Below are 15,711 nucleotides of genomic sequence, written 5' to 3' on the forward strand. Positions count from 1 at the left end.
AGCTGTGCCTCCCGCTGCGCGCCGACCAGGGCGATCGCGGCGTGGGTGGCGAAGAGCCGGCCGTCCTGTTCGGTGTGCTCGTCGAAGGCGTGGGCGCGGGACGAGTAGAGGTTGAGCGCGCCGAGGGTGCGGTCGGTCACGAACAGCCGGTACGACAGCAGCGAGTGGATGCCGTTCTCGGCCGCGGCCGGACCGAAGACAGGCCAGCGAGGCTCGTTGCGGACATCGCCGGTGCGGTAGGTCTGATGCTCTTTGATCGCGTCGAGGCACGGACCTTCGCGCAGGTCGTACTGCAGCTGGTCGATGGTCTCGACGATGGTGCTCGTCGGAACCACGGTACGGATCTTGCCGCGCTCGACCAGCGAGATGCCGGCGTACTCGGCACTGGTGAGGTGGTCGGCGGCGGCTTTGACGATCGCGCGGAGCGTGGTGTCCACGTCCGGTTCCGCCTGGAGTGTGCGGGCGACGCTGCTGAGTGTCTCGGCGAGTCCTCTGAAGCCGGCGTCGTCAGTCGCGCTCATGATGCCTCCATCACCAGGTTCGGCGCAGTCCCTGTTCCATACCCGGCTGGAACAGCAGGTCAAACTCAACGGCAACAGCGAGCGCTACGCTCGGTCCAACGACCAACCAACAGGGGGAACACACATGAAGGCTTCTCGCGCAGTGCTGGCAACCGTCGGCGCGCTGCTGATGTTCGGGTTCACCGTGGGACAGGCTGCCGCCGCTGAAGCCCCGGCGGCTGCGGGCGTGCATGCCGCTGGGGACCTCCACACGGACTGCATCATCGGTCTGGGCAACAACGGCAACTGCTAGGTCGGGCTTGAGCTGGGTTCTGACGAGGTAGAACATGCCGATGGGGCCGCCTCCGGAAGATGTCCCGGAAGCGGCCCCATCGCGACCTGTCAGCTCTGTTCCGACCACCACTTCTGGCCGGCCTCGCCCAACGTCGAGATCGGGTCGTAGTACGGGTACCGACGGTCCAACGCCTCCGGGTCCTCAAGCTCGATCCCGGTCCGGTAGTTCTTCGTCCAGTACGAAATCCCGAGCTCACGGTCATATTCGGCGAGCTGGTGCACCCACCGCTTACCGACGTACGGCACGTCGCACACGATGCGCGGAGTCGCATACCCGGGCAGGTAGCCCATGATCGCGTGCTGCAGCTCCTGCGCCTCCCACACCGACACCCGCCAGTGCTCGGCGTTGGGGATCATGTCGCACATGTAGAAGTAGTAGGGGAGGATGTTCGCTTCCCCTTGCAGCGCAAAGCAAAGGTCCAGCAGGTCGTCGGACGTCGCGTTGACGCCCTTCATCAACACGCCCTGGTTGCGCACATCCCGGACACCGACCTCAAGAGCCGTGCGGGCAGCCTCGGCAACGAGAGGCGTCACGGACTGAGCGTGGTTCACGTGGGTGTGGATCGCGAGGTTGACGCCGCGGCGAGAAGCCGTGCGGGCCACGCGCTCCAGACCCTCGACGACGCGCGGCTGGAGCCAGTGCTGGGGGAGGCCGGCCAGGGCCTTGGTGGCCAGGCGGACGTCGCGGACGGTCTCGATGTCCAGCAGGCGCATGAGGAACGACTCGAGCTGCGGCCAGGGGACGTTGGCCACGTCGCCGCCGGAGACCACCACGTCGCGGACGCCAGGGGTCTTCTTCAGGTAGTCGATCATCTGGTCCTGGCGGTCGACCGGCTTCAGCGACAGCTTGTGCTTGTCGATCAGCGGGGTCGAGTTGCCCACCAGGTCCATGCGGGTGCAGTGGCCGCAGTACTGGGGGCAGGTCGAGACCATCTCGGCCAGGACCTTCGTGGGGTAGCGGTGGGTCAGGCCCTCGACCACCCACATCTCGGCCTCGTGCAGCGAGTCGCGCTGGGAGTGCGGGTGGGACGGCCAGCGCGGGTCGCGGTCCGAGCGGACCGGGAGCATGTAGCGGCGGACCGGGTCGGCCAGGAAGGCGTCGGTGAAGTCCGCTGGGGCCGCGTCCACCGCCATCGTGTTGAGCATCTGGGGCGGGATCAGCATCGACATGGTCGCGAAGTTCTCCTGGTCCGCGGCCAGGTCGTCGTAGAACTTCTCGCTCAGCAGGTCGCCGGTGACCTTGCGGAGCTGCTTGACGTTCTTCACGCAGTTCACGCGCTGCCACTGGGCGTCACGCCACTGCGCCTCGGTCACGTGGGACCAGCCGGGGAAGCGCCGCCAGTCGGGTTCGACCAGTTCACGGCGCACGTAGGTGTACGGCTGGCGGTCCAGCCGCTCCAGCGCCGTGGGGGCGTCGTGCAGCGCAGTCATCCGTACTCCTCAGCGTCGAGGTCGCGTAAAGATATCCTGTCATATCGCTAGCGCGCCGTAAATATTTCAGCTGGAGGCCTGGTCGAAGGCGGTGTGGGAGCAAACCGGGGGCGCTGTGCGTTGTGCGGGTATGCCTGTCTTCGCGCTGGTGCTCGTCGGGATGTTCGCCGAGATCGCGGTCATGATCGCCGTTGGCAACGCCATCGGCGGGCTGTGGATGATCGCGCTGCTGCTGGTCGGCACCCTGGTCGGCCTGCAGTTGGTGCGCAGGCAGGGTGCGCAGACGATGGCCGCGTTCAGGGAGGCCGTGTGGAAGCGTCAGCAGCCGCACCAGGAGATGGCCGACGGCGTGCTCATCGCGGCGGCCGGGGCGTTGATCATGGTGCCGGGGTTCATCAGCGACGTGGCGGCGTTGTTCCTGCTGTTCCCGCCGACGCGCAAGATCGTCAGCCGGCGGATCGCGCGCAAGGCCGAGGCGGCCGCGCTCAAGTTCGAGCACGACCGGCGTTTCGGGCCCGGTCAGGTCGTCGAGGGTGAAGTCGTCGACGTCGAGCCGGTGATCATCACGGATCGGCGCGAGCTGACGTGATCCGCGCGTACCGGCCCGCTGACCTGGACGCGCTCTACGACATCTGCCTCGACACCGGCAACGGTGGCAAGGGTGCGCGCCATCTGTTCGATGACCCGCGTCTGCTCGGTCACGCCTACGTCGGGCCGTATGTGGCGTTCGAGCCTGACCTCGCGTTTGTCGTCGAGGACGACGAGGGAGTGTGCGGGTACGCGATCGCGGCATCCGACAGCGAGGCGTTCGAAGATCGCTGCGACCGCGACTGGTGGCCTGACCTGCGCGTTCGTTATCCGCTCGGGCCCAACGCGAACCGCGTCGTGCAGCACATCCACCACCCGGTGAAGGTCGATCCGACACTGGTGAAGGACTATCCGGCGCACATGCACGCGAACCTCCTGCCGCGCGCGAAGGGCAAGGGGTTCGGCGGCAAGCTCGTGCGCACCGTGCTCGAACGTCTGGACAAGAAGGGCGTTCACGTGCACGTACGGCACGAGAACACGCACGGCATCGGCTTCTGGGAACACCTCGGGTTCCGCGTGATCGACTCGGCCGACAAGCTGGTCCTGGGCCTGCGCCTCTAGGCGAGGAGGTCCTTCAGCAGCAGGTCGAAGTCGAGCACCTCACGCCCGGCCGGCACGACCGCGTAGGTCGACTCCAGGAACCGGTCCAGCTCGTCCGCCGACAGGTGGAACACGGCGTGCGAGTCCTCGGTGAAGAGCTCCAGCACGAGCACGTCCCCGTGTTCGGGCCGCAGCCGCACGTCCCCGATGCCCGCGGGCGAGAGCAGCCCGTCCGACAGCAGTTCGCGCCCGCAGAGCCAGGTCGACTCCTGGTCGCGCGTGTGGAACCGCATTGTCACGGCATGCGGATCGTCCGAGCGGTACTGGAGGTCGACGTTCATCGGCTCGACCGTGCCGTCCGGCCTGATGAACTGGACGACGGTGGCGGTGCCGATCCGGGTCTCGTTGAACATCGCCGTTCCTCCTCCGCGAGGGTGCTGACATCCACACGGACGCTGTTCGGCATCGGTTCAACGGTTCGGCGAAAAAAGTTCGGTCACCTGGTGCAGGGGCTGTCGCCGGTGGTGACGAGCTGGTCAGAGCACCAGCCCACCGGGGTCTCCTGGCTTGCGAACGGGATGACGGCGAAGGCGACGGCGGCCAGTGCGGCGATGAGGATCTTCATGCCGTGTTCACGCCCGAACCGCGCCGCAGGTTGCCTTGATCTTCATGCGGGGTACCTGAACTCGCATGACCGTTTACGGCATCCACGCGTCACATGAGCAGATCCACCCCGCCGCCCTGCTCACCGCCGTGCAACGAGCCGAGGAGGCCGGGTTCGGCGCCGCGATGAGCTCCGACCACTTCTCGCCGTGGAGCGCACGGCAGGGCCACTCCGGGTACGCCTGGTCGTGGCTCGGCGCCGCCCTGCAGGCCACGAACCTGCCGTTCGGCGTGGTCACGGCACCCGGCCAGCGCTACCACCCGGCGATCACCGCCCAGGCGATCGGCACTCTCGCCGCGATGTACCCGGGCCGGTTCTGGGCCGCGCTCGGCACCGGCGAGGCCAGCAACGAGCACATCACCGGCGACGGCTGGCCGCGCAAGGAGGTCCGCACCCAACGCCTCCGCGAGTGCGTGGACGTGATCCGCGCGCTCCTCAACGGCGACGAGGTGAGCCACGACGGCGAAATCCACGTCGACAGAGCCCGCCTCTGGACCCTGCCCGACGAGGTACCCCTGCTGATCGGCGCGGCCGTCAGCCCCGAAACCGCGCGGTGGTGCGCCGAGTGGGCGGACGGCTTGATCACCGTCAACGCGCCACCTGACCGGTTGCGCGCTCTCGCGGACGCCTACCGGGACGCGGGTGGCCGCGGCAAGCTCCACCTGCAGGTGCACCTGAGTTGGGCGCAGGACGACGACACCGCGCTGATGATCGCGCACGAGCAGTGGCGCACCAACGTGTTCCGCCCACCCGTCTGCTGGGACCTGGAGCTCGCCGAGCACTTCGACGTGGCGGCCGAACACGTCACCCCCGAACAGGTCGCGGAAGTGGTGGACGTGTCGGCGGACCTCAAGTGGCACGTGGAGAACCTGCACAACTACAGCGAGCTGGGCTTCGAGGAGATCTACCTGCACCACGTCGGCCAGGACCTGATCCCGTTCGTCGACGCGTTCGGCGAGCACGTGCTCCCGGAGGTGACCCGATGATCCGCACGTCAGACGTCTGGTGGAAGAACGCCGTCATCTACTGCCTGGACGTGGAGACCTTCTCCGACAACGGCTTCCGCGGCGCCACCGAACGCATCGACCACCTTCACTCGCTGGGCGTCACGTGTGTGTGGCTGATGCCGTTCTACCCGACGCCCGAACGCGACGACGGCTACGACATCACCGACTTCTACGGCGTGGACCCGCGCCTCGGCAGCCACGGCGACTTCGTGGAGTTCGTCAGAGCGGCCCGGGACCGGGGCATGCGCGTCATCGCCGACCTCGTCGTGAACCACACCTCGGACCAGCACCCGTGGTTCCACGACCCGGACAAGCGCGACTGGTACGTCTGGGCCGACGAGCCCCAGACCGACGGCCCGCAGGGAATCACGTTCCCCGACAAGGAGAACAGCCTCTGGCAGTACGACGAGGAAGTCGGCAGGTACTACCTGCACCGCTTCTACAAGCACCAGCCCGACCTGAACGTCTCGAACCCCGAGGTCCGCGACGAGATCGCCCGGATCATGGGCTTCTGGATGGAACTGGGGCTGAGCGGCTTCCGCGTCGACGCCGTCCCGTTCCTGCTGGAGCACAACGACCCCACGGACGCCCTGTCGCTGCCCGACCCGCACGACTACCTCACCGACCTGCGCGCGTTCCTCAACCGCCGCAACGGCGAGGGCGTGCTGCTGGGCGAGGTGAACCTGCCCTACAAGGACACGATGGCCTACTACGGCCAGGGAGTCGGCGACGAGCTGACGATGTGCTTCGACTTCGTCGGCATGCAGGCCATGTACCTGTCGCTGGCGCGGCAGTCGAGCGGCCCGCTGGTCAAGGCGTTGCAGGACCGCCCGCAGCCGCCGCGCGACGGCCACTGGGCGACGTTCGTGCGCAACCACGACGAGCTGACCCTCGACAAACTGCCTGAGGACGAACGCCAGGAGGTCTTCGACGCGTTCGGGCCCGACCCGGCGATGCAGCTCTACGGCCGCGGTCTGCGACGACGGCTGCCGGGCATGCTGAACGACGACCAGCGCAGGATCCGCATGGTCTACAGCCTCCTCTTCACGCTGCCGGGCACGCCGGTGCTGTTCTACGGCGAGGAGATCGGCTTGAAGGAGGACCTGTCGCTGGAGGGACGGCTCGCGGTGCGCGTGCCGATGGACTGGGAGGCCGAGAAGCAGCAGCGCCACGACCCCGGCTCGCTGCTGATCTGGATGCGGCAGCTGATCCAGCTCTACCGCGAGTGCCCGGAGCTCGCGTGGGGCGAGGCCCAGGTTCTCGACACGGGCGATCCGGCGGTGTTCGCCCACCGCGCCGACTGCGACGGCGGCACGGTGATCGCCGTGCACAACCTCGCGAACCGGGAGATCACCGTGCGTGTTCCGGCGGAAGGCCAGCTCACGGACCTGATGACCGGCAGGAAGGTGAGGACCGCGAAGATCGGTGCCAAGGTCGACCTCGCGCCCTACGACTGCCGCTGGTTCCGGCTCGTGACCGAGTGATACTTGCGGGATCTTTACGCTTCACGTGAAGATATCTTCGAGACAGCGTCGTCGACCGAAGGATTTTCAGGTGAGCGCGTACGGACTGCACCGCGTCCTAGAGCCCGCGGGTGTGCTGCCGCAGCAGGCGTGGCGGCTGGACGCGGACCCCGTCCCCGCCGCCGACGAGGTGATCGTCGCGGTCGAGCGGCTCAACCTGGACGCGGCGTCGTTCCGGCAGCTCAGGGAACAGCACGGCACCGGCGACGCGGTCCGGCAGGCCGTACTGGACATCGTCTCCGAGCGCGGCAAGATGCAGAACCCGGTCACCGGCTCGGGCGGCATGCTGCTCGGCACGGTCCTCGAAGTCGGGCCGGACTCGCCGCTCGGGCTGAAGGCGGGCGACCGGATCGCGACGCTGGTCAGCCTCACGCTCACGCCGCTGAAGATCAACGACGGCCTGCAGGACTGGAGCGGCGAGGACGAGCAGGTGCCGTGCCGCGGCACCGCCGTGCTGTTCGGACGGTCCATCGCGGCCGTGCTGCCTGACGACATGCCCAACGAGCTGGCGCTGTCCGTGCTGGACGTGTGCGGTGCGCCGGCGTTGACCGACCGGGTGGTCCGCAAGCACCCCGGCGGGTCCGTGCTGGTGCTCGGCGGTGGCGGCAAGTCCGGTTCGCTCTCTCTCGCGGCCGCGCGCCAGGCCGGTGCGTCGCGCCTCGTCGCGTTGGTGCCAACGGAGCGTGAGGCTGCGTCAGTCCGTGAAGCGGGCCTCGCCGACGAGGTTGTCATCGCGGACGCACGGAACCCCGTCGCCGTGGCCGAAGCGGTGGGCAAGCAGGTTGATGTCACGGTCGTGTGTGTGGACGTGCCGGGGTGCGAGCACGGCGCCATCCTCGCGACGGCGGACGGCGGCACCGTGATCTTCTTCTCCATGGCCACCTCGTTCAGCGCGGCTGCCCTGGGTGCCGAGGGTCTGGCGGCGGACGTCGAGATGCTGGTCGGCAACGGGTATGTGCCTGGTCACGCCGCGTTCGCGCTGGACCTGGTCCGGACCCAGCCGGGTGTGCGCGCGTTGTTCGAGCAACGGCAGACTGCGTGACGTGAGTACGCAACTTTTGGTCGGCGGACGCATCTACGCACCGGATGCGACGGCCATGGCCGTCACGGACGGCGTCATCGTGTGGATCGGCCAGGACTCGGTGGGCCGCGCGCTGCACCCCGACGCCGAGGTCATCGAGCTGCACGGTGCGTTCGTCGCGCCCGCGTTCGTCGACGCCCACGTGCACGCCACCTCGGCCGGTCTGCTGCTGACCGGCCTCGACCTGACCCGCACGTCGTCGGTCTCCGAACTGCTGGAGCTCGTGCGCGACGCCGAGGGTCCGATGGTCTGGGGCCACGGCTGGGACGAGACGCGATGGCAGGAGAACCGGCCGCCGACGCGCGCGGAGATCGACGAGGCCGCGCAGGGCAAGACGGTCTACCTGTCGCGCATCGACGTGCACTCGGCGCTCGTGTCCTCGAACCTGATCACCGGCGACGCGCGCACGGCTGATGGTTTCTCGGACGACGGTCCGCTCTCTCGCGCCGCGCATCACGTCGTGCGTCGTGTGGCGCGCGCCGCGATCACGTCCGAACAGCGCCAGGCCGCGCAGCTCACGTTCCTGCGCCACGCCGCGTCGATGGGGATCGCGTCGGTGCACGAGTGCGCCGGGCCGGACATCTCCGGCGAGGACGACCTGCGCGAACTGCTCCAGCACACCGAAGGCCCTGAGGTCGTCGCCTACTGGGGCTCGCACGAAAAGCCGTCCGTTGCCGTGCGCGGCCTCGCGGGTGACCACTTCGTCGACGGCGCCCTCGGCTCCCGCACGGCCGCTCTCACGTCGCCCTATGCCGACGCTGAGACCTCCGGCGCGCTCTACCTGACCGCTCAGCAGATCGCGGACCACCTGATCAAGTGCACCGAAGAGGGCATCCAGGCGGGCTTCCACGTCATCGGCGACGCGGGCATGGCCGCCGTGATCGAGGGCTTCGAGATCGCCGAGAAGGCCCTCGGCACGCCTGAGCTGGCTTCCGCACGCCACCGTCTCGAACACGTCGAGATGGTCTCGTCGGAGCAGGCTCAGAAACTGGCCGGGTGGGGCGTCATCGCCTCAGTTCAGCCGCTTTTCGACGCCGAGTGGGGCGGACCTGCCGGAATGTACGTGAAGCGCCTCGGGGCTGAGCGCGGAGTGGGGCTGAATCCCTATTCACGTCTCGCTGCCGCGGGTGTCGTGCTGGCGTTCGGCTCGGACACTCCGGTAACCGCCATCGACCCGTGGGCCGCCGTGCGCGCTGCGGTCCACCACAAGACCGATGGCCACGGCATCTCGCCACGCGCGGCCTTCACCGCACACACGCGCGGTGGTTGGCGTGCGGCAGGCGTGGACGACGGCTTGACCGGCACGCTGCAGCCTGGTGCTCCCGCGACCTACGCGGTGTGGGAGACGGGCGACCTCGTGGTGGCGGCGAGTGACTCACGCGTGCAGCGCTGGTCGACCGACCCGCGTTCTGGTGTTCCCGGGCTGCCCGACCTGACCGGTCCGGCGCCCGTCTGCGTGCGAACCGTCCTGAACGGCCGGACAATTCACGAGAGGAAGTGACTTCATGGCGTTGCTCGACCTCGACCCCAAGGTCGTCGCCACCGCGCGCAAACTCGCGGCGCGGGCGGCGGAACCGGTGGTGTCCATCGCGAAGGCGCACACCACCGTCGCCGTCGAGCGCGCCACGCTTCGCCTGGCCGGCATCACCGGCGCGGACTCCACCCACCGCGCCGGTGACGTGCCGTGGGTCAACCGCGTGATCGACACCGTGCGCGAGCAGTGCGGGCTGGAGCACGGTGTGGTGCTCCCGGCGTTCCAGGCGCTGAAGGAGCACGACCTCGGCAGCCTCACCGAACTCGCGGAGGCCACCGCGGCGGGCCAGATCCAGTTCAGGATCCCCACCGGCAAGGAGCTGACGGCCGCCAGGAAGGCAGCCACGTCCGCTGTCGCCAAGGGGCTCAAGACCGTTGACCGCAACCGGGTCCAGCGCGACAAGCTCGTCGCCAAGTGGGGCGACCCGGCACAGCGGCCGTGGATCTACCTGATCGTCGCGACGGGCGACATCGACGAAGACGTCGTGCAGGCTCAGAACGCGGCTCGCGCGGGTGCCGACATCATCGCGGTGATCCGGTCGACCGGCCAGTCGCTGCTCGACTACGTGCCGGAAGGCGCCACGCACCACGGCTTCGCGGGCACGTACGCCACCCAGGAGAACTTCCGCATCATGCGGGCCGCGCTCGACGACGTGTCGAAGGAGGTCGGCCGGTACGTGCGGCTGACCAACTACGCGTCCGGCCTGTGCATGCCGGAAATCGCTGTGCTGGCCGGACTTCAGCGGCTCGACATGATGCTGAACGACTCGATGTACGGGATCCTCTTCCGCGACATCAACCCGATCCGCACGTTCGTCGACCAGCGCTTCTCCCGCCAGGTCCACGCCCGCGCCGGGATCATCATCAACACCGGCGAGGACAACTACCTCACCACCGCGGACGCCGTCGACGCCGCGCACACGGTCACGGTCAGCCAGCTCCTCAACGAGCACTTCGCCCACGAGGCGGGACTGCCCGACCACCTGCTGGGCCTCGGTCACGCCTTCGAGATCAACCCGAAGGTGCCCGACTCGTTCCGCCTCGAACTCGCGCACGCCCTGCTGGCACGGGAACTCTTCCCGGACGCGCCGCTGAAGTGGATGCCGCCGACCAAGCACATGACCGGCGATGTCTTCAACGGCTATCTGCTGGACGGGTTCTTCAACCTCGCGGGTGTCCTGACAGGACAGTCCATTCTGCTCGTCGGCATGATGACGGAAGCGGTCGTGACGCCGTTCCTGTCGGACCGCGACCTCGCCCTGCAGAACGTCCGGTACGTGCTGAACGCGGCGGGCAGCCTCGCCGAGGACTTCCGCCCGGCACCGGACGGCTTGATCGTCAAGCGCGCACACCAGGTTCTGGGCGAGGCCGTCGATCTGCTGGAACGCATCGTCGACGACGGCCTGCTGAACGCGATCGCGGACGGCACGTTCGGACTGATGAAGCGTCCCGCCGACAAGGGCAAGGGCGCGGACGGCGTCATCGAGAAGGCAGAGGCGTACTTCAACCCGGCGAGCGACATGCTGGAGGCCCAAGCATGAGCAGGTACGTGAGGCCGTACGGCGACACCACCGGCGACGGCATGATCCAGACGTCGTTCACGCTGCCGATTCCCTACGGCCCCAAGGCGGACGGCGCCGCGCAGCAGCTCGCGAACAAGATGGGCATGGACCCCGCGATGGTGGTCCACTCGCACCCCATCGGCGACGACTTCACGTTCTTCGTCGTCTACGGCTCGGTGAAGCACCTCGTGGACCTGGACGAGGTGAAGGTGGTCGAGCGGGAGTACCCGCTGCTGTCGCCGTCCGAAGTCAACACCACGCTGAAGAAGGTGTTGCGGCGCAAGCTGGTCGTCGTCGGCGGCTGCATCGGCACGGACGCGCACACCGTCGGTATCGACGCGATTCTGAACATCAAGGGCTTCGCGGGCGAGAAGGGCCTGGAGTACTACCGCGAGCTGAAGGTCGTGAACCTCGGCGCGCAGGTCTCAGTGCCCGAACTCGTGCGCAGCGCCCGCGCGGAGAAGGCCGACGCGGTGCTGATCTCCCAGGTCGTCACGCAACGGGACGCGCACATCCTGAACACCCAGGAGATGTCCGCGGCGTTCCGCGAGGCGATGGGGGACAAGCGGCCGCTGCTCGTCGCGGGCGGTCCGCGGTTCGATCCCCTCATGGCGGGGGAACTGGGGGTGGACAGGGTGTTCTCACGCGGTACCACTCCGGGTGAGGTCGCGAGCTACTTGGTGCACGCGATGCAGGAGAAGAAGGGGGTCGCCGCGTGAGCGGGGCTTTGGTCGAAGGTTTTCAGGTGACGCACCGCCGTTACGTGCCGCACTCGCACGCGCACTACGGCGGCAACCTGGTCGACGGTGCCTATGGGCTCGGCATGTTCGGCGACGTCGCCACCGAGCTGCTGATCCACACGGATTCCGACGAGGGGCTGTTCGCGGGGTACAGCTCGGTCGAGTTCGTGGCGCCGATCCAGGCCGGTGACGTCGTCGAGGCCACGGCGACGTTGGTGCGCATCGGAAAGCGCTCGCGTGAGATCGAGTTCGAGGCGCGCGTGGTGTGCCGGTCGGCGCCCGATCGCGGGCCTTCGGCGGCGGACGTGCTGGCTGCGCCGATCGTCGTAACGCGTGCTCGCGGCACGGTCGTCGCTCCGAAAGCCGCCGAATAAAGTTCGAACCGGCAGGCGTCCTGCTTCCGAATCCCCGGCCGTGGGAAGGGAGCAGGACAATGCCAACCAGCAACAAACAGCGATTACGGCGCGGCGCGATCGCCGCCGTCGTGGTCGCAGCGGCGGCGGCGATACCGGCGGCGCAGGCCTCCAGCCACCGCGAGGCACCACTGATCGCGGCCGACCCGGCGGTGGACAACACCGACGTCTACGCCTTCACCAGCCCTGACAGACCCGACACCGTCACGCTCGTGGCGAACTGGTTCGGGCTGCAGGAACCCAACGGTGGCCCCAACTTCTACCCGTGGGCCACGGACGCCCGGTACGACCTCAACATCGACGCCGACGGCGACGCGGTGCCGGACAAGACCTTCCGGTTCACCTTCAACACCGATGACCGGCGCGGAAACGCGAAGACCTTCCTCTACAACAACGGGCCGGTCACGTCGATCAACGACGACAACCTGTTGTTCCGGCAGAACTACAGCCTCGAACTCATCGAGGGCAACAAGACGACCTCGTTGGTGCGGGGCGGAAGAGCGGCGCCGTCCAACACCGGCCCCGCGTCGTTCCCGAACTTCGCGACGATCCGGGATCAGGCCACGTCCAAGATCCCCGGTGGCGGCCAGGTCTACGTCGGACCGTCGGAGGACTCGTTCTTCCTCGACCTCAGGGTGTTCGACCTGCTCTACGGCGGGAACCTGAAGGAGGTCAACCAGGACACGCTGATGGGCTACAACGTCAACACCATCGCGATCCAGGTGCCGAAGACGATGCTGGCGCTCAAGGGCGACCCGAAGCGCAACCCGGTGATCGGCGTGTGGAGCGACACGGAGCGCCGCACGTTGAAGCTCGACCCCGGCAAGGCGACCCCGCAAGGTCCGTTCGTGCAGGTGTCGCGGCTGGGCAACCCGCTGGTGAACGAAGTCGTGTCGTCCGCGAACATCAAGGACGCGTTCAACGGCCTCGAACCCGTCAACGACGCGAAGGTGCAGGCGTTGCTGGACCGGGTGAACGACCCGGAACTGGCGCGGCTGATCCAGCAGATCTACGGCATCCCAGCGCCGAAGACACCGCGGGCCGACCTGGTGGAGATCTTCCTGACCGGGATCACCACGAAGGCGGGCGGCCCGATCAAGGCCGATCTCAACTCGCAGCTGAACAACGCCGACGTGGACCCGAAGAGGTTCGCGCCGTCGGAGATGCTGCGGCTCAACATGTCCACGCCGGTGACGAAGGATCCGAACCGGCTCGGCGTGCTCGGCGGTGACCTGCAGGGCTTCCCGAACGGCCGCAGGCTCGCCGACGACGTCGTGGACATCGAGATCCAGGCCGTGGAAGGCGCGGCGCTGACCGGCAAGCTCGTGCCGGCTCTGGCGAAGGGTGATCGGGTGAACGGCAACGACGTTCGCTTCGGAGACAAGTTCCCGTACGTCGGCCTGCCGAGCAACAGGGCGGTCAACTCCCGCTAGGTGAAGGTGCCTGACATGTGGAAAACCATTCCGCTGCTGGCAGCTTTGCTCGCTGTTGCCGCCTGCGCCTCCCCGCAGGCGGCAACACCTGCCGCAGCCACGCAGACTTCTTCCTTGCAGCGCAACGCGGAGTCGTTGCAGGCCAAGCTCCGCCGGACGCCTGCCGATGCCGCCGCGTGGGCCCAGCTCGGTGCCACGCACGTCGAACTGGCCCGCGTAACCTTCGATCCGCAGCACTACTCACGAGCCGAGCGTGCGTTGACCGAGTCGTTGCGGCTCAAGCCCGAGGGCAACGGTGAGGCGTTCATCGGCCGTGGAGCGCTCGCCAACGCTCGACACGAGTTTTCGGTGGCCCGCGACTGGGGCCAGCGCGCGGTTTCGGCTCTTCCGGACAACGCGCAGGCTCAGGGCGTGCTCGTCGACGCGCTGACCCAGCTCGGTGACGACTCCGGTGCTTCTGTTGCGCTGCAACGCATGCTGGATCTGCGGCCGGGTGTCGCGTCGTTCACCCGCGCTGCCTACCACTTCGAGCTGCACGGCCGGCTGGACGACGCCCGGGAGGCGTTGAACCGGGCGCTGGAGTCGGCATCTTCGGAGGAGGAGAAGGACTTCTGCCGCTTCCACCTGGACGAGCTGAAGGGCCGGACCAACGACGAGGCGCTTCAGGTCTACGGCGGGCTCGTGGCGAAGGTGCCGTCGCCGGACTACCTGGTGAAGTACGGCCGGGCTCTGGACAAGGCCGGGAGACCCGCCGAAGCGCGGCAGCAGTACGACCTCGCGTTGCAGCAGCTTCGTCTGCTGGGCGGAGACGACCTGACCGCGGCTCTGATCGCTGCGGACCACGGGGATCCCGCGGAGGCGTTGCGGTTCGCCGAGAAGGAGTGGGCGAAGCGGCAGAGCGTCTTCACCGCCGACGCGATGGCGTGGGCGTTGCAGGCCGGCAAGCGCTCGGCGGAAGCCCTGCCGTACTCGGACAAGGCGGTCGCGCTGGGCTGGCGCGACCCGGAGGTTCTGCGGCACCGCGAGGCGATTCTGGGGAGTCTGCGATGAGGGTCTTCTTGCTGGTGGTGTTCGGGATGCTGCTGATGGGCGGCGTCGCGCAGGCGCACCCGTTGAGCAATCTCAGCGTGAACCACTACGACGGGCTGCGGGTGTTCCCCGACCGGGTCGAGCTGCGGTCCGTTGTGGACAGTGCGGAGATCCCGACTCTGCAGGATCGCGATTTCGTCGACGCCCGGAAGCGGTGTGCCGAACGCGCGAAGTCGTTGAACGCCATGGCCGATGAGCAGGAGCTGCGGTTCGAGGTGCACGACGCCGACGTCGTGCGCCCGCCCGGTGAGGCCGGCCTGCCCACCATGCGCCTGACCTGCGAGTACACGGCTCTGCTCCCGGTGCGCGGCGAGGTCGAGGTGACGTTCAGCGACTCGTACCTGAAGGACAAGCCGGGCTGGCGCGAGATCACCGTCGCCGGCGTGGACGTCGCGGTGTCGGGTGCACCGGCCGAGTCGATCACGAACGAGCTGCGGAACTACCCGTCCGACCTGCTGTCGTCGCCTCTCGACGTGCGGGCGGTCCGGTTCGTCGCGCAACCGGGCGAAGGCACTGTTGTCGCGCCCGGTGCGTTGGGAGAAGCCACGAAGGCGGCCGTCGGACTGGTGGGTGATCTCACCCCGGTGGTCGGGATAGGCGCGGTTCTGCTGTCTCTGGTGCTGGGCGCGTCGCACGCGGCGTTGCCCGGCCACGGCAAGACCGTGATGGCCGCCTATCTGGCGGGTTCGAGGGGTACCCGCCGCGACGCACTCCTCGTCGGGGCCACGGTGACCATCACCCACACGGCGGGGGTTTTGGTGCTGGGGCTGCTGCTCAGCGTGTCCAGCGTGATCGCCGGCGAGTCAGTTCTGCGCTGGCTCGGCGTGGCGAGCGGTCTGCTGGTCGCGGTGATCGGAGGGGTGCTGCTCCGCTCGGCGGTGCGGTCCCGTGGTCGTGAGCGGCACGGCCACGGACATGGTCACGGACATGGCCATGGGCACCGCCGGGCGGGGCTCGTCGGAATGGGCGTGGCGGGCGGCCTGGTGCCGTCCCCGTCCGCCCTGGTCGTCCTGCTGGGCGCGATCGCACTGGGGCGCACCTGGTTCGGCGTGATCCTGGTGCTCGCCTACGGGCTGGGGATGGCGGCGACGTTGACCGCCGCGGGGTTGCTGCTGGTGTCGCTGCGGGATCGCTTCGGGCACCGCTTCGCCCGGTTCCGCAAGTACGCGGACTTCACGCCGCTGGGCACCGCGGCGCTGGTGCTGCTCGTCGGAGTCGGTCTGGCCACGCGTGCGCTGGCCGGTTAGTTCGAT

At 68.2% G+C, this 15,711-nt stretch carries 17 protein-coding genes; 13 read left to right on the forward strand and 4 right to left on the reverse strand.

Going from position 1 to position 15,711, the window contains the following annotated elements; genetic code table 11:
• Positions 1-521 (reverse strand): GAF domain-containing protein (locus ABZX92_RS26005; RefSeq protein WP_355564423.1); only part of this gene is annotated, 521 nt, incomplete at its 3' end.
• Between the two features lie 124 nt (positions 522-645).
• Between ABZX92_RS26005 and ABZX92_RS26010 the strand changes: the two genes are divergently transcribed.
• Positions 646-813, forward strand: coding sequence for a hypothetical protein (locus ABZX92_RS26010; RefSeq protein ID WP_355564426.1), 168 nt, complete (start codon positions 646-648; stop codon positions 811-813).
• An 89-nt stretch (positions 814-902) separates the two neighbouring features.
• On the opposite strand, the gene ABZX92_RS26015 is transcribed toward ABZX92_RS26010, so the two are convergent.
• Positions 903-2,285, reverse strand: a complete 1,383-nt coding sequence (locus ABZX92_RS26015; RefSeq protein ID WP_355564429.1) for a lysine 2,3-aminomutase — start codon at positions 2,283-2,285, stop codon at positions 903-905.
• A 130-nt stretch (positions 2,286-2,415) separates the two neighbouring features.
• Between ABZX92_RS26015 and ABZX92_RS26020 the strand changes: the two genes are divergently transcribed.
• A complete protein-coding gene (locus tag ABZX92_RS26020; protein ID WP_355564432.1) occupies positions 2,416-2,874 on the forward strand; it encodes an FxsA family protein in 459 nt (152 codons plus the stop codon).
• Positions 2,871-3,434 (forward strand): GNAT family N-acetyltransferase, encoded by a 564-nt coding sequence (locus tag ABZX92_RS26025; protein ID WP_355564435.1) that lies wholly within the window; start codon positions 2,871-2,873, stop codon positions 3,432-3,434. The genes ABZX92_RS26020 and ABZX92_RS26025 overlap by 4 nt, the downstream gene beginning before the upstream one ends.
• Here ABZX92_RS26025 and ABZX92_RS26030 read toward each other — a convergent pair.
• Both ABZX92_RS26030 and ABZX92_RS26035 read right to left on the reverse strand, forming a co-directional pair.
• A complete protein-coding gene (locus ABZX92_RS26030) occupies positions 3,431-3,826 on the reverse strand; it encodes an SsgA family sporulation/cell division regulator (RefSeq protein WP_355564438.1) in 396 nt (131 codons plus the stop codon). The two genes, ABZX92_RS26025 and ABZX92_RS26030, sit on opposite strands and share 4 nt — an antisense overlap.
• Before the next feature lie 83 nt (positions 3,827-3,909).
• Complete coding sequence (locus ABZX92_RS26035; protein ID WP_355564441.1) at positions 3,910-4,038, reverse strand: hypothetical protein; 129 nt, start codon at positions 4,036-4,038, stop codon at positions 3,910-3,912.
• Positions 4,039-4,103: 65 nt separating this feature from the next.
• On the opposite strand from ABZX92_RS26035, the gene ABZX92_RS26040 reads away from it, so the two are divergent.
• The 10 genes from ABZX92_RS26040 (at position 4,104) to ABZX92_RS26085 (ending at position 15,705) form a co-directional block, all read left to right on the forward strand.
• The gene (locus tag ABZX92_RS26040; protein WP_355564444.1) at positions 4,104-5,063 is read left to right on the forward strand and encodes a TIGR03885 family FMN-dependent LLM class oxidoreductase; all 960 of its coding nucleotides are present in this window, start codon (positions 4,104-4,106) and stop codon (positions 5,061-5,063) included.
• Complete coding sequence (locus ABZX92_RS26045; RefSeq protein ID WP_355564447.1) at positions 5,060-6,568, forward strand: alpha-amylase family protein; 1,509 nt, start codon at positions 5,060-5,062, stop codon at positions 6,566-6,568. Before ABZX92_RS26040 ends, ABZX92_RS26045 begins: the two co-directional genes overlap by 4 nt.
• A gap of 70 nt (positions 6,569-6,638) precedes the next feature.
• On the forward strand, positions 6,639-7,649 hold the full coding sequence (locus ABZX92_RS26050; protein ID WP_355564450.1) for an L-erythro-3,5-diaminohexanoate dehydrogenase: 1,011 nt from the start codon (positions 6,639-6,641) through the stop codon (positions 7,647-7,649).
• Positions 7,642-9,189: an amidohydrolase gene (locus ABZX92_RS26055; protein WP_355564532.1), complete on the forward strand. Its 1,548-nt coding sequence runs from the start codon at positions 7,642-7,644 to the stop codon at positions 9,187-9,189. The genes ABZX92_RS26050 and ABZX92_RS26055 overlap by 8 nt, the downstream gene beginning before the upstream one ends.
• Positions 9,190-9,193: 4 nt before the next feature.
• Positions 9,194-10,762: a lysine 5,6-aminomutase subunit alpha gene (locus ABZX92_RS26060; protein ID WP_355564452.1), complete on the forward strand. Its 1,569-nt coding sequence runs from the start codon at positions 9,194-9,196 to the stop codon at positions 10,760-10,762.
• On the forward strand, positions 10,759-11,502 hold the full coding sequence (locus ABZX92_RS26065) for an OAM dimerization domain-containing protein (RefSeq protein WP_355564454.1): 744 nt from the start codon (positions 10,759-10,761) through the stop codon (positions 11,500-11,502). Before ABZX92_RS26060 ends, ABZX92_RS26065 begins: the two co-directional genes overlap by 4 nt.
• Positions 11,503-11,528: 26 nt before the next feature.
• Positions 11,529-11,897, forward strand: a complete 369-nt coding sequence (locus tag ABZX92_RS26070; protein ID WP_355564457.1) for a hotdog fold domain-containing protein — start codon at positions 11,529-11,531, stop codon at positions 11,895-11,897.
• Between the two features lie 59 nt (positions 11,898-11,956).
• Positions 11,957-13,369: a DUF4331 domain-containing protein gene (locus ABZX92_RS26075; RefSeq protein ID WP_355564460.1), complete on the forward strand. Its 1,413-nt coding sequence runs from the start codon at positions 11,957-11,959 to the stop codon at positions 13,367-13,369.
• Positions 13,370-13,384: 15 nt separating this feature from the next.
• Positions 13,385-14,419, forward strand: coding sequence for a tetratricopeptide repeat protein (locus tag ABZX92_RS26080; RefSeq protein ID WP_355564463.1), 1,035 nt, complete (start codon positions 13,385-13,387; stop codon positions 14,417-14,419).
• On the forward strand, positions 14,416-15,705 hold the full coding sequence (locus tag ABZX92_RS26085; RefSeq protein WP_355564466.1) for a sulfite exporter TauE/SafE family protein: 1,290 nt from the start codon (positions 14,416-14,418) through the stop codon (positions 15,703-15,705). The genes ABZX92_RS26080 and ABZX92_RS26085 overlap by 4 nt, the downstream gene beginning before the upstream one ends.
• The last annotated feature ends 6 nt before the right edge of the window (positions 15,706-15,711 follow it).

Origin of the sequence: Lentzea sp. NPDC006480 (assembly GCF_040611995.1) — a bacterium.
Lineage (GTDB): Bacteria > Actinomycetota > Actinomycetes > Mycobacteriales > Pseudonocardiaceae > Lentzea.